Here is a 14,334-nt window from a genome sequence, read left to right as displayed (position 1 = left end):
GGGCTGAGCACACCACTACAACTACCACCGGCCTCACATGGGCTACGGCAACCAGTCACCCTGATTGGTCACCGTCTCAGCCGCTTGGCGGCAGCATGGCCCTAAGACGGCAGTGGCAAGCGTGGAACGTCAAATATGCTTTGGCCGTAATACCCTGCGTGGACACCAACTGTTCTCCATGGGGCCGGAGGTGGTGTTGCCAGGTGCACCCCGTGACACGAAAAGGACCGGCCCACCTCAAGGAGGAGGGCCGGTCGTAAAAGTGTCTGGGAGACTTGTAGGTCGGTGTTGAAGACACTTGAAGGGTTAGCGCAGGGTGATCGTGACCTTCGCCGTGGCACTGCCTTGGTTGAGGTGCAATCGCACCACCCGGTCGCCCGGGTGCGAGGTGACGTGAGCGCCGGACGCCTGCACGTCGTACCCGTGGGGGGCCGAGATGGCGGGGACCACCACGGTCGTCTCGTCCGATTCTCCCGCGCGCGACCCGTCGGGCCGCTGGGCGGTCCAGGTCATGGTGAACACGCCTCGGGACCGGTCGTGGTGGTATGCGGATGGGGTGCCCGCGACACGGTCCGGGTGGGGAACGGCGATCAGCGCCAGCTTGTCGCTTTCGACGTTGGTCCCCTGGGGTGGCTGAGCTGGGTCGTCGACGATGGCTTGCTCGGTGCCAGGGCCGGCTGTGGTGGGATCACCGGCAGTGTAGGCCCACCACTGGACGCCGACCCGGTTGCGAGCTGCCAGGTCCATCTGGGACGTGATCACCGCAGGGGTCGTGATGGCGCCGAACTCGGTGAGCATCAGCCCCGACCCGGTCTGACGTGAATGCTTCTCTGCGTTGTTGAAGACCCGGTTGTCGGGCGCAGTGCACCCGGCATAGGAGTGGAGGGTGGCCTGGCTGGTGCAGTAGTCGTGGAAGCTCAACCCCAGGTTGGATCCCGTGAGCCGGACGTTGGTCCCGACACCGATGTTGAAGAACTGCATCGGCTCGTACCAAATGGTGGTGGCCTTGTCTACCGAGCGGATCGCGTCGACAGCCTTCTGCTGGATGGCCGACAGTCGCGCGTCGGCAGTGCGGCAACCGAGTTGCGTGAGGCACCGCGTGTAGTGGTGGCCCGGGAACGGCTCGTTGATCAGGTCATAGCCCTGCACGCCGGGTACGGTTCGGAAATGCTTGGCCACATGTCGCCAGGCGCTGGCGTAGTGGTCGCCGACGCCGACGCCGTCGGAGGCCTTGGCATTGTCGTAGAAGGAGTCGAAGGAGTATTTGACGGCCTCGTTGAGGAAGTAGTTGCCGGGGAAGCCCGCCTTGACGATGTTGGGCATGTTGTGGTCGAGCGCGGCCCAGGCGGGCCACCCCTCTCCCTGGTACTTCTCGTTGACCATGTCTTGGTGGAAGTCGAGGACACTGGCGATGCCGTGGGCGTTGAGGATCCGCACGGTGCGTTCGACCCGGGCCAGGTAAGCGTCGTCGTAGACGCCCGGTCGAGGCTCGACCCCGGCCCACAGCACCCCCAGTCGGACGCTGGTGAACCCCTGCGCCTCGAGGAAGGCGGCGTCGTCCTCACCGAAACCGACGGCATCGGGGGCATAGGGGGCGCTCTTGGCGACCTCGTTGATCCCCTGCGTGATGACCACGCGGTGCTGGGCGTCGATCACCCAACGCCCCTGGGTGGTCCACCGTGAAGCGTCGACGTGAACCGGCGCTGCCGTATCCGCCGGTGAGGCAGTTGCCGGTGTTGCTGCGGCAATGCCCATCCCCGTGACAAACAAGGATAAAGCTACAAATCCGAGGGCTGATTTTCGGCGCATGGAAATTCCTTCTTCTAATGTCAACTACCAACAGCCGTCAGGATGAATCGGGCTGGAGATGACTGGCAAGGTGCCAGCATATACGAAGAGGGTTCTTCAATGGGATGACGAGCGTGATACACGGAGCTATAGCGGGCCAAGTATTCGCGAAATTATCATGACCGGCGAGCTCACGAAAGATAGCTTTCGGACATATTAGGTAACTTTCGTTCACAGTTGGCGGTTATTTGTTGCAGGGAGCCTCGCTGGGGTCGGATCATGCGGATGGCTTCAGTCGGTCTTGGGCGTGGCGCCTGTCTGGCTAGAAGGCCAAAGGTCTGCAGCAGGCCAGATGTGGAACGCCAAAAGTCTGCTGCAGGACACCCCGAGGAACGTCTACTTGGCGGAGAGCTGCGCCCCCGCTGATCCTCCGCCACCAAGTCGTATGGAAACTCTCGGAAATTACCTTAGGAGGGTGAATGACCTCACTGACCGAGCGAGGAGAATTCTCAATGTGATGCATCGTTCAGGTCGCCACTTGCGATGAAACTTTTATAGTCCACCCTTTTTGAAATGAATAAATTAATTCATGGAATTTTCCCCGTGTTCCACTGAGGAGTCACTGATGAAGATCAAAGCACGATTCGCCGTCATGGCCGCGAGCGTGGCCGTCCTGATGGCTGCCGCGCCGATTGCGCAGGCCGTTCCTTCGCCGGGGGATATCCATCCCCTGATCCCGGCAGTCCACAGCCCCGACGGTATTCCCGGTAACGGCGTCGGGCCGGAATTCCACGCGTCGTCGATGGCGCGTTCCTACAGCGAGAAGCACCTGGGCGTGGCGCCGCGGGGTGTGAACGACTTCTCCTGCAAGGTCAAGCCCGGCGACCGACCGGTCATCCTGATTCCCGGTACTGGCGGCAACGCGTTCGCCACGTGGTCCTTCTACGGGCCCCATCTGGCCCATGAGGGGTATTGCGTCTACACCTTCACCACCAATATCCCCGTGGGGATCCTCGACGAGGGTTGGGGCTTCACTGGTGATGTGCGCGCCTCCGCGCAGGCGCTGGGTGTCTTTGTGGATCGGGTCCGGAAGGCGACGGGCTCCGAGAAGGTCGACCTCGTCGGGCATTCGCAGGGTGGCGGCATCCTGCCGAACACCTACATCAAGATGTACGGCGGAGCGTCCAAGGTCGACAAGCTGATCGGACTGGTGGCCGCCAACCACGGCACCACTGCCGGCGGTCTCGACAAGCTCGTCCACGGCCTGCCCGAGGCCGTGAAGGATTCCCTCAGCACGTGGAGCTACGACCACAACATGGAGGCCTACGGCCAGCAACTCAGGGGATCAGCGTTGATGCAACAGGTCTACCGTGACGGCGACACCGTCCCGGGCATCGCCTACACCGTCATCTCCACCCGGCTCGACATGACGATCACGCCCTACACGCAAGCATTCCTCAAGGGTGCCAAGAACATGACCGTGCAGGACGCCTGCCCTCTGGATGCCTATGGCCACGGTCGCCTACCCTATGATCCCGTCGCCTACCAGATGGTGCTCAACGCCCTCGATCCGAACCATCCACGAGAGATTTCCTGCACGTGGAGGCCCCGGGTCCTGCCCGTATCCACCACGGGTGCTGCATGAGCCATGGCAGGTCAGGGCTCTCCAGCGCCGTGCGGCGTGGCCACCAACCACGACTATGGTGACAACGAACAGCAGCGCTGTCCCCGTCCTGTGTCGGGTGGCGCTGCCATGTCGTCCATCAGGGTTAGGTCGTGGTGGGCGCTTCGTCTGTGTGGGTGACTACCTGCACGTTCACCTCTAAGTGAATTGACCGGGGATGTTGGGCAATCGCGATTCTGACGGTGGTTGCTGCTACGACAAGTAGCAGCCCCCCACCATCATGACCGGCATTTCCACTACGTCGGCAGGCCTCACCCCGTTGCTGCCCCCAACTCAGACACACAAGAACCCTGGCCCGGGATTCCTCCACAGGCCAGGGTTTCTTCAGTATGAGGTTGTGTCAATCCTTGGATCAGACACCAGTTCTCGGCAGGCCGGGTTTGCCGTTGCTGGAGCCGTTGTCAGATCCGGGGGTTCCCAGGTTTACGTCGTGGCCCGGGGTGCCAGACTGGCCCGGCTTCGGGGCGGGGATCACAGCGTCACCAGGATGATCGCCGGACGGTACCGACAGGTTGGCGGCGAAGCGCACCGTGGTGCCGGAATCCGGGAAGGTGAAGACGATGGTGGCCTCACCGCTGACCAGACCCTTGGCGGTCGGCACCTTGACGGTCACGGAGGACGAACCGTCCTTGACCGGGGTGATGGCGACGTCGACGGTCTTATCACCCTGAACGATCTGGGCCTTCATCGTCTTGTTGACGACGGAGTCCTTCGAGGTGAAGTCGACGGTGTCGGGGGCAACTGCCTTGTCAGCCGGCTTGCCAATGGTGAAGGTGGCATCCTTGGACATGCCCTCCTTGAGGGAGGTCGTCAGGGAGACGGCACGCTTGGCGAAGTCAGGTTTGAGGGTCTTCTGAGCCTTGATCCAGTCAACCCAGGCGGACAGGTCGATCTTTCCGGTGTCGACCGGCTTGGATCCCTTGGCGAGTTCGGTGAAGTTGTCACCACCGGCGATGAGGAAGGAACCGGAACCGACGGTGTAGGTGCCCCTGGGATCGATCGGCTTGCCGTTGATCTGGATGGAGGTGATGCGGTCACCTTCCTTGCGGGACTCGTCGTAGGTGTAGGTGACGTTCTTGGAGACGCCGAGCTGCAGATACGGACGTGACGGGACCTCGCCCTTGTCATCACGCTGCCACTGCTGCTCCAGCGTCTTCTTGAACTGAGCGCCGGTGATCCTGGTGGTCATCAGCGTGTTCGCGAAGGGGAGCACCTGGGCGGCCTGCTTGTAGGTGATGTCCTTCTCGAGCAGGGAGGCGCGGGTTCCACCGGGGTTCTGCAGACCAATGAAGTTGGGATCGTCCTTGCCGAGGGTGTCCTTGAACATGTCGGCGACCATGTTGGTCATCGTCGACTCGCGGTCACGGACGTTGGCGGCGAATTTCTGGTCGGTCTCGTTCGACGGGGTGGTGATCGGAGCGGTCTCGTGCCCGATGACGGTGGCGCCGACCTCATCCGACTTGGCCTTGGCATCCTCGTAGATCGAGGTGATCTTGGCGATCGTCGGGTCGTCGGCCGGGGTGCTGGCCGGATCGGTGATTGAGGCGTCCGTCGAGCAGAGCTTCTTCTGCTCGGAGTCCCAGGCCACCTTCACCTTGGCCAGGTGAGCGCCGTAGGAACCGGCCTGCAGCAGTGGGGCGCCGGCCTTGTCCTTCCACGAGTACACCTGGTGGGTGTGGCCGTTGAAGACCAGGTCGACGTCGGAGGAGGTGTCGGCGTAGATCGGGGCGAAGTTACCGCCCTGGCTGGCCGGATCGGCGGAACCGTCAGCAGCGCCCTCATGGTACTCGGCGACGACGACGTCAGCCAGGCCCTCGCTCTTGAGACGCTTGGCCTCGGCGTTGACGGCCTTGACCGGGTCACCGATGGTGAGGTTGGAGATGCCGGCGGGGGAGACCAAGGAGGGGAGGTCATGAGTGACGGCTCCGACGATGCCGATACGGACACCATCCTTGACGATGACGGTCGACGCCTTGAGGGGAGCGGCAACCTTCTTGGTGCCCTTCTCGTAGACGTTGGCACCCAGGTAGGGGCTCTCGGTGTGCGGCATGATGCGCTCGGCGAGATCCTTCCAGCCCTTGTCGAACTCGTGGTTGCCGACGGCATTGGCCTCGACGCCCGCGGCGTTCAGCATGGCGATGGTCGGTTCGTCATTGAGGGAGCCGGACTCGAAGGTCGAGCCACCGACGTTGTCGCCGTCACTCAGCAGCAGAACCTTGTCGGCTCCATTCGCGTTGCGGGCCTCGACGACCGGGGTGAAGAGGTTGGCACCCGTGGCGATGCGACCGTGGAAGTCGTTGACGTTGAAGATCTCGACGTTCTTGTCGCCGTTGCATGATGTGGCCGGCGCGGACGGGGCGCCGCTTCCGTCTGGTGCGGCAGAGGCCGGGTTGGCAATGAAGCTGCCGCCCATCCCGGCCACGCACAGCACCGATAGGCCGGCAATTCGGGCCCTGCATCGGTGATTCATGGGTTCTCCCTGGGGTTCGTCCGAATACTCATGTTGTGCCCAAAAGGCATACACAGCTAGCGTCGCCCATTTCTGGCCGAGCTCGCAAGGGGTCGGAGGAACTTCGCCATGAGGAATTCATGTCTCCGTCACTTCGGCGCGAGGAGTACTGAGGATAGGCGAACCTTGTGTTATTGATTTCAAGAATGGAGGTACTGATTGGCGGTGTCGGAAATTACCGACAATGGACCGGACGCCGTGACGGTGTCGTCACGGCGTCCGGTCCATGGAACATCCTTGTCACACCCTCGGTAGTCCGTCAGCGGGAACTCTCTCCGGCAGCTCTCCGTGGTAGCCCGGCGGCACGTAGGCGCAGGACGGGTCGGAGGCCAGATAGTCCCCGGTCATGGCGTAGGCCGTCGAACGAGACCCACCACAGAAGTGGTTGAAGTTGCAGGCTCCGCACTTGCCGGAGAACCCGTTCGGGTTGCGAAGTCCCTGGAACACCGGGGAGGTCCGGTAGATCTCGGGGAAGGGCTTCTCCTTGATCGACCCGCAGTGGATCGGCAGGAATCCCGACGGGTAGACGTCGCCGGTGTGGTCGATGAACGCGAATCCGGACCCGGAGTTGATGGCCAGTGGAGTACGCGGGGGGCGTGGGTCCTCGATGACGTCGCCGAGCAGCTCGTTGGTCTCGCGGGTCAGCCACTCGTAGAGCTCGCCATGGCGAACCGGTCGCTCCTTGCCCTGACGGACAGCCTCGCGCTGGAAGGCGATGCGCCGATACTGAGGCGCCTCGGTCGTCTTGATGGCGATGCGCGTGGAGTTGTCGTGCAGCCAGTACAGGACGTCCTCACGCTCCAGCGGTGACAGCATGTCGAGCTGGGCGCCGCGTCCGGTCGGAACAAGCATGAACGTGTAGAACATGAACGCACCGAGGTCGATGGCGTTCTTGAGCATCTGCGGTGCCTCGTGGATGTTCTTGGCGGTGAACACCGTGTTGAGCTGGAAGCGCATGTCGAGGTCGTTGAGCATGTGGCAGGCCTCGACGGTGCGCTCGAAGGTTCCCGGGAAACCGCGGAAGGCGTCGTGGGTGGCAGGGGAGCCGCCGTCGAGGGACATCGACATCATCGAGACGCCGGCATCCTGCACGGTCTTGACCCGGTCACGCGTGAACAGTGGGGTCACCGAGGGTGAGATTGACACGTGCAGGCCCTTGCTGACGCCGTACTCGATGAGGTCGACGAGGTCGGGACGCTCGAAGCAGTCACCACCGGTGAGGATGAGCATCGGGTAGGGACGCTCGTAGCTCGTCAGCTGGTCGATGAGTTCGTGGCCCTGGGCGTTCGTCAACTGGCCGGGGGCGGCGTGGTGCTGGGCCTCGGCGCGGCAGTGCTGGCAGACCAGGGCGCAGGCGCGGGTGACCTCCCAGATGACGATGAAGGGCTTGTCGTTGAGGTCGTGCTTGATCTCGCGGACGAGCGGGCCGTGGCCGGGATGTCCACCTGGGTGGCCACCGGGATGCCCGGCAGGATGACCCGCGGACGCACCCGGATGTCCGGGCTGCACTGGCCGCTCGGGTTGATCAGTGGTAGTGGTCACTTCTCCTCCTCCTTCGAGGTGATCTGACGGGCAAGACGTCGGCCGGCGACGATGGCGGTGCCGACTCCGGCACCGTCGATCCCGGCCCCGCCGACGTGGAGTCCGGTGTCGTCAAGGATGGTGGCGAGTGTGGCCATGCGCTCCCGGTGGCCGGGGACTGGCTGCGGCATGGCGCCACGGTGACGCTCGATGACGTGGTCGTGAGGGTGAGCACTCAATCCTAGACGCTCCAGTTCAGCCATGGTCATGGTGACGAGGTCGTCGTCGGAGAGGTCGTCGATGGGGGTTCCACCGTGACGCCCCATGGCGATCCGGAGAGTGGGCTCGGAGAGATGCCACTTCGTCGAGAGATTCGTCACCTGGCGTACCAACGGGGACCATTCCGAGCCGATGAACCACGTCTGAGCCGTGGCGATCGGGTGATCCACCTGGTCAGTCCGCACCACGAGCGTGGCAACCGTGGTGCTCTCACACCGGGACAGCAACTCCGAGGCATCGGGGTGTGCGGTGGACAGCAGAGCTGCAGCGACCCTGGCGGGCGTGGCGATGATGACGTCGTCGGCGGCAACCGATCCGATTCCTCGCGGTCCTGTGACGGTGACGACCCATTCATGGCCAACCTGCCGGGTTCCCGTGGCACGGGTGTTCGTGTGCACGGTGAGGTCCCCAGCCAGCGCCTCCGGCAGCGTCACCAAACCGCGTTCCCATGTCGCGGTGGCAGGGGTGCGGGGTCCGGAGGGCCGAGGACGATGACGAATGCGCGACCATGTTGCGACCGCATTGCGTTTGAGGGTCCCCGTGACGATGGACTCACCCCTCCTGACGGTCTGCCCCAAGGCCGGAGCCGCGACCGCGAGGGAGAAGTTGTCGACGTCGGCGGCGTGAATGCCACCCAGCAGGGGATCGACGACGGCTCGGCCGACCTCGTCACCAAATCGTTCCGAGATGAACTGGCCGACGCTGACGTCGTCAGGGTGTGGGCGGGAGGTGAAGGGCTCCAGGCCGGCTCGCAGCAGGCCGATGGGAGAGAGGATCCGCGAGGTGATCGTCGGTAGGAGTTTCGTGGGCCCGACCGGCGTCACTCCGGCCGGCATCTCCACGACCCCGCGTCGGCTCGACAACAAGGTGCGTCCGGGGGCGGGATGACGCATCGAGTCCGTCAGCCCCAGCTCGGACACCAGGTCGGAGACGCCTGGGGCGCGTAGCGGTACGGCCTCGGCTCCCATCTCGACCATGTCGGCCCCAAGTCGACGGGAACTGACCTGTCCGCCGACACTCGGCCCTGCTTCCAGGACGACGACTCGGCAACCGTGGCTCCGCAGCTGGTGTGCGGCCGCCAGACCTGTCATCCCGGCACCGATGATCGCCACTGTTTTGCTCACCAGTTGAGAGTACGCAAGAGCTTGTGAGAGTCGACGACCGGGGTCGAAACCGTGGACACAACCTACGGAACGGTAACCTCAGACTTGTTGGCTCCCTACGGAACGGTAAGTTCTGTTTGGAACTGGGCTAGTCGGCGTCCAGAATGAAGCACGGAACACTCGACCAGGAGGAAGATGTGACCGAGAACATCAGTGCCGACGAAGGCGATGCGGACCCATTCGTCCCGCCGGCAACACACCATCCCGTCAGTCGTCCGGATCCTGCAATGGTGCGGATCCTCGACGACCAGGGACGCCTCACCCCCCATCCTGGCTTCCCTGTCGAGTTGAGCGACGAGGACCTCGTCAAGGCCCTTGAGACGATGGTCATGGCTCGGCGTCTCGACGCCGAGGGTACCGCTTTGCAGCGTCACGGAGAGCTCGGCCTCTGGCCTCCACACATGGGCCAGGAGGCCACTCAGGCCGGTGCGTGGCTGGCGCTGGGTGACGGGGACCAGGTCTTCCCGACCTACCGCGAGCAGGGTCTTGCCCACGCGATGGGGGTCAGCGTCGCTGACATCCTCGACTCGTGGAGTGGCAAGGCGCACTGCGCCTGGGACACCGTCGCCACCCACTTCAGCGCCTACCCGGTGATGATCGGGTCGGGCACCCTGCATGCCGTCGGCTACGCCATGGGTATTCAGCGCGACGTCGAGTCCGGAGGCGCTCGGGCTGCCGTGCTGGACTTCCACGGTGACGGGGCGATGAGCGAAGGGGACACCAACGAGGCTTACGTGTTCGCGGCCTCGATGAACGCTCCTGTGGTGTTCATCTGCGTCAACAACCAATGGGCCATTTCAGAGCCCACCAAGGTGCAGTCCCCGACGTCCCTGTTCCGCCGCGCGATCGGCTTTGGCATTCCGGCGGTGCAGGTGGACGGGAACGACGTCGTCGCCATGACGGCCGTGCTGCGATCGGCCCTCGACCATGCCCGCAGTGGAAAGGGGCCAGTTTTCGTCGAAGCGTGGACCTACCGCATGGGTGCTCACACCACGACCGACGACCCCACCCGCTATCGCACCGCGGAAGAGGAGTCGACGTGGGGTAAGGCCGACCCCATCGTCAGGCTGCAGACCTACCTGCAGGATCGTGGGGTCATCGACCAGGAATGGCTTGACGGTCTGGCTGAGCGCGAGGAGGCCTTCGGGGCCGAGGTTCGCGCCGCTGTCCACGAGAACCCCACGCCCGTCATGGCCGAGCTCATGTCGGACGTCTACACCGAGCCGACCCCCGACGTCCTGGCCGACGCCGAGGAGATCGCCTCGTGGGAGGAGGACAACTGATGAGCGACAACGGTGCACGTCCACAGGGGGAGACCACCCTGGCCAAGGCCCTCAACGCGGGCCTGGCTGACGCCCTCGCCGCCGATGATCACGTGGTGATCATGGGGGAGGACGTCGGAACCCTGGGCGGCGTCTTCCGCATCACCGACGACCTCAAGACCCAGTTCGGCGGCCGTCGGGTCATCGACTCCCCGCTGGCGGAGTCGGGCATCGTCGGAACCGCCATCGGCATGGCCATGCGTGGTTACCGTCCCTGCGTCGAGCTGCAGTTCGACGGCTTCAACGCCCCTGCCTTCGACCAGATCGTCTCCCAGTTGGCCAGGTATCGCGCCCGCGTGGGCGGACGGTGGTCCCTGCCGGTGACGATCCGCATCCCGTTCGGCGGTGGTGTCGGCTCTCCGGAACACCATTCGGAGTCCCCGGAGGGGTTCTACGCGAATACCCCAGGCCTCAAGGTGGTTAGCTGCTCGAACCCTGACGACGCCTACTGGATGCTGCGTCAGTCCATCGAGAGCCCCGACCCGGTGATCTTCTTCGAGCCGAAGCGTCGCTATTACACCCGCGGCGAGGTCTCCGAGACCCCTGAACTCGGCCTTCACGAGGCGCGTATCGTCCGTACCGGTGCCGATGCCACCCTGCTGTGCTTCGGGCCCCTCGTAGAAACCTGCCTGGACGCTACCGAGGAAGCTGCCCAGGAGGGACGCCAGCTCGAGGTTGTCGATCTGCGCAGCCTCTCCCCGCTTGACATGCAGACCGTCTATGAGTCGGTGCGGCGCACGACGAGGGCGATTGTCGTCCAGGAGGCACCGCGCACCCAGGGCATTGGCGCGGAGATGGCGGCACGCCTGGGCGAGGAGCTCTACTACGTCATGGAGGCCCCGGTTCTGCGTGTGACCGGGTGGTCGACCCCGTACCCGCCAGCCAAGGCCGAGGGTGAGCACATCCCCGACGTCGACCGAATCCTCGACGCCGTCGACCGCTCCCTGGCCTACTGACCACCGTCCGACATCGATCACGAGGTATTCACGTGAAGAACTACTGCATGCCCGACCCAGGCGAAGGGCTCACCGAGGGAGAGGTCGTCTCCTGGCGGGTGTCTCCCGGTGACACCGTCAAGATCAACGACGTGCTGTGCGAGGTCGAGACGGCCAAGTCGATCGTCGAACTCCCCAGCCCTTTCGCCGGGACCGTGGCGAAGCTGTGTGCCGAGCCCGGCGAGACGGTGGCTGTGGGAGAGCCACTGGTGACCATTGACGACGGTTCCGACGACCAACCCGAGGAGGAGCCGGAGTTCCTCGTCGGTCACCTGACCGCGGAGTCCGGACGTCGACGCCGTCGTCGCAGGAGAGCCGCGGTGTCGGCTGAAAGGGCACCCGAGAAGGCCCCCCAGACGCCGACCCTCAAGACCGGTCCAGAGACTGATGTCGAGCCCGTTCCCGAACCTGTGCAGCCGACACAGCCCAGGCGCCAGGATCCGCCGCGCATGGACCGCGCCGGGCATGTCCTCGCCAAGCCCCCGGCCCGACGTCTGGCTGCCGACCTCGGCATCGACCTCTCGACGGTGACGGGCACCGGCCCGCAGGGGGCGGTGACGAGGAGCGACGTCAAGGCGGCAGCGGAGGCCGGTCGTCAAGCCGCGCCTGAACCACCTGTCGTCGGTGCCTCTGCTGGCGACGCTGAGTTCGCGACCCTGTCGGTGATGTCTCGTCGTCTCCTCGGCGGTGCCCCGACCGAGCCTGACGGCCACACTCGCAGGGTCCCGGTGCGCGGCGTCCGCAAAGTGACTGCCAAGGCGATGAAGGATTCCCTGGACACCAAGGCCCTCGTGACGGCCTTCCTCACCTGCGACGTCACCCCGACGATGGACCTCGTCGCCCGGCTGCGTGCCGACCGCAGGTTCAAGGGACTGCGCGTCTCCCCGCTGACCATCTGGTGCAAGGCGGTGTGCCTGGCGATGGGACGCACCCCGGTCGTCAACGCCCGCTGGGACGACGCCGCCGACCAGATCGTCTTCCGCGACCAGATCGACCTCGGCATCGCCGCGGCCACCCCGCGCGGCCTCATGGTGCCCGTGGTGCGCAACGCCCAGGACATGACGATGCTCGAGCTGGCCGAGGAGATCACCCGCATCGTCGCCATCGCCAAGGAGGGCAAGCTCCAGCCCACCGACTACACCGACGGCACCTTCTCGATCACCAATGTTGGGGTGTTTGGCCTTGACGCAGGGACTCCGGTCGTCAACCGCACCGAATCGGCGATCCTCGTTCTCGGGACGATCGCTCGACGTCCGTGGGTCGTCGGGACCGGTGATGACGAGGAGGTCGTGCCCAGGTGGGTGACGACGATGAGCCTCGGCTTCGACCATCGCCTCATTGACGGCGAGGAGGGCTCGACCTTCCTCCATGACGTTGCGGAGATTCTCTCGGACCCGGCCTCGGCAATGCTGTACTGATCGACCTTGGCCGCTGGTCGAGGATGCCAGTGCGGTGTTTTCACCGCGGACGAGGTTGTTTTTCGGGCGTGATCGTCTCGCGCCGTGGCACCGGTTGTGTGCATCGCTGTGGTCGGAATACCGGTCCTTGTCAACGAGAATCTCTTTGCCAACACCGGGTATGGCTCGGTGGCCTTCGCGTGGTCCATGGACATGGCAGAGCCGAGTGGCAACCACACCGCCACGGCCTCGGCCGTGACCATGCGCACCATCTTCTTTTGCATCGTCACCGTCTCGTGCATCCTGGCTGCCAGCCGTTGGTCCACGGTTCGCTCCGGCGGTTTTACGTGGCGTCGGGTGGTGCCATGTGTGGCCCTGGTCGCCCCACCGCTCATCATCGCTGCCCTGGGGGTCGTCATGCCAGTGCCGTTGTTCCGCGATGCGCCACTGGCCTTCGAGTGTTCGTCACACGAAGACGTGCGGGTGTGCGTCATGCCGGCACATCGCAGTCTCGCCTTGTCCTACGCGCAACCCGTTCAGCGCGTCGTGTCCGTCATGCCGCCTACGGCGGTACCTCACGACGTCCTACTTGCTGAGCCTGGATACCACGCACGCAGCAAGCAGTTCGTCATGGATCTCGGACATGCGACCGTATATGATTCTGCGCAACAATTATCGGATATGACGGCTCAGGGTCTGGCTCAGTCTTTTTCCGGTCAAGACGCATGTACTTTCTCTACAGAGATGACACCCCAGCAGATCGAGGCCTTCGACGGCGTTAATTCCGTGGAACGCACCATTCTTCGGCTGGCTGGATTCCAGTATGATGTTGCGCCAAGTTCGGAACGAAATGACCTTGACGGCATGGATGTCACCGCATTTCGCCAGTGGTACACGCACCATCGTCAGGCGATCGAGGGGTGCTCGTTGACCTCCAGCGATCTGCACCGATGATGAGCATCGTGACTTTCTTGAAAGGGCGCCATGCCGTAGCCCTTGTTGCCGTGCCGGTTGCGGCCGTTGTCGTGGCCTTTTCCTGTGGAAGACGCGTCTGTCGGTGGCATCGGGGGACGTGTGGGATCGCCCTGTGACAGGTCTCGAGCTGACCAGTCTGGTCGGCTGCGCCATCATCATGTGGTGCGTCTCGTCGGGCATGGGGTGGGTCGAGAGAGCTTCGATTCGCTCCCTGGCAATTGGGTATGGGTCAATGGGGCTGTGGATATGCCTGTGCGCCGCCGGCCTTCCACTGCTTACAGGATGGATACTGCGGTCGCTTCCCGTCGAATTAATACCCAATGGTGATTCCGTGTTAGTGCCGGAGATGCCCGCGCGGTTTCAGCTGCCATGGTCTCCATTCATCGGGTTCTCGGTCACCTGCCTGCTGTGCACCGGTGTCGCATTGTTTGCCACGGGGGTGCTGTCGCGCAAGAGTGGGCCATTGTGCGGCCCTCTTGCCTACCTGATCATGGTCGTCGCGCAGTCAAACACCTTCCTGCGATGTCTCCCCGGCGGCTATCTAGGACAAACAGCTGCCGTCGAGGGAAGTGTGCGGGGGGTGTCTGTTGTGGCTGTGGTGTGTGCTGCCGTCTGTGCCCTCCTCGGGGTTGTCGGGTATGCACGAGGGCTGGGCGGAGTGAAATCCCTACGTCCCTGACCCGTAGATTGATTTCGGCCAC

8 protein-coding genes and 2 pseudogenes are annotated in these 14,334 nt (G+C 64.0%); 6 read left to right on the top strand and 4 right to left on the bottom strand.

The genetic code is table 11. The features are described from left to right. Positions 1-306 precede the first annotated feature (306 nt). On the bottom strand, positions 307-1,809 hold the full coding sequence (locus ACP8LP_RS10590) for a cellulase family glycosylhydrolase (RefSeq protein WP_016666274.1): 1,503 nt from the start codon (positions 1,807-1,809) through the stop codon (positions 307-309). A gap of 604 nt (positions 1,810-2,413) precedes the next feature. On the opposite strand from ACP8LP_RS10590, the gene ACP8LP_RS10585 reads away from it, so the two are divergent. Beyond that, a complete protein-coding gene (locus tag ACP8LP_RS10585) occupies positions 2,414-3,433 on the top strand; it encodes an esterase/lipase family protein (RefSeq protein ID WP_063279823.1) in 1,020 nt (339 codons plus the stop codon). A 391-nt stretch (positions 3,434-3,824) separates the two neighbouring features. Here the strand turns inward: ACP8LP_RS10585 and ACP8LP_RS10580 are convergent, their stop codons facing one another. From ACP8LP_RS10580 to hemG, 3 genes are all read right to left on the bottom strand, one after another. After that, on the bottom strand, positions 3,825-5,942 hold the full coding sequence (locus ACP8LP_RS10580) for a bifunctional metallophosphatase/5'-nucleotidase (RefSeq protein WP_484483151.1): 2,118 nt from the start codon (positions 5,940-5,942) through the stop codon (positions 3,825-3,827). Between the two features lie 279 nt (positions 5,943-6,221). After that, complete coding sequence (locus tag ACP8LP_RS10575; RefSeq protein WP_252908540.1) at positions 6,222-7,523, bottom strand: TIGR04053 family radical SAM/SPASM domain-containing protein; 1,302 nt, start codon at positions 7,521-7,523, stop codon at positions 6,222-6,224. Then, a complete protein-coding gene (gene hemG / locus ACP8LP_RS10570; protein ID WP_036976299.1) occupies positions 7,520-8,872 on the bottom strand; it encodes a protoporphyrinogen oxidase in 1,353 nt (450 codons plus the stop codon). Before hemG ends, ACP8LP_RS10575 begins: the two co-directional genes overlap by 4 nt. A gap of 299 nt (positions 8,873-9,171) precedes the next feature. On the opposite strand from hemG, the gene ACP8LP_RS10565 reads away from it, so the two are divergent. The 5 genes and pseudogenes from ACP8LP_RS10565 to ACP8LP_RS10545 all read left to right on the top strand — a co-directional run bounded on the left by ACP8LP_RS10565 (position 9,172) and on the right by ACP8LP_RS10545 (position 14,312). Next, positions 9,172-10,227 carry a thiamine pyrophosphate-dependent dehydrogenase E1 component subunit alpha gene (locus ACP8LP_RS10565; protein WP_187117047.1) on the top strand — a complete coding sequence of 352 codons (1,056 nt, stop codon included), beginning with the start codon at positions 9,172-9,174 and terminating at the stop codon, positions 10,225-10,227. Next, complete coding sequence (locus tag ACP8LP_RS10560) at positions 10,227-11,222, top strand: alpha-ketoacid dehydrogenase subunit beta (RefSeq protein ID WP_016666267.1); 996 nt, start codon at positions 10,227-10,229, stop codon at positions 11,220-11,222. Before ACP8LP_RS10565 ends, ACP8LP_RS10560 begins: the two co-directional genes overlap by 1 nt. Positions 11,223-11,269: 47 nt before the next feature. Continuing rightward, positions 11,270-12,679 (top strand): dihydrolipoamide acetyltransferase family protein, encoded by a 1,410-nt coding sequence (locus ACP8LP_RS10555; protein WP_252908539.1) that lies wholly within the window; start codon positions 11,270-11,272, stop codon positions 12,677-12,679. Positions 12,680-12,763: 84 nt separating this feature from the next. After that, a pseudogene (locus ACP8LP_RS10550) lies at positions 12,764-13,612 on the top strand (ABC transporter permease); the annotation flags it as partial. After that, a pseudogene (locus ACP8LP_RS10545) lies at positions 13,609-14,312 on the top strand (hypothetical protein). The pseudogenes ACP8LP_RS10550 and ACP8LP_RS10545, both read left to right, overlap by 4 nt. Positions 14,313-14,334 lie beyond the last annotated feature (22 nt).

This window comes from Cutibacterium sp. LaCa_89 (assembly GCF_058177555.1).
This window is presented reverse-complemented; position numbering and strand designations above follow the sequence as displayed.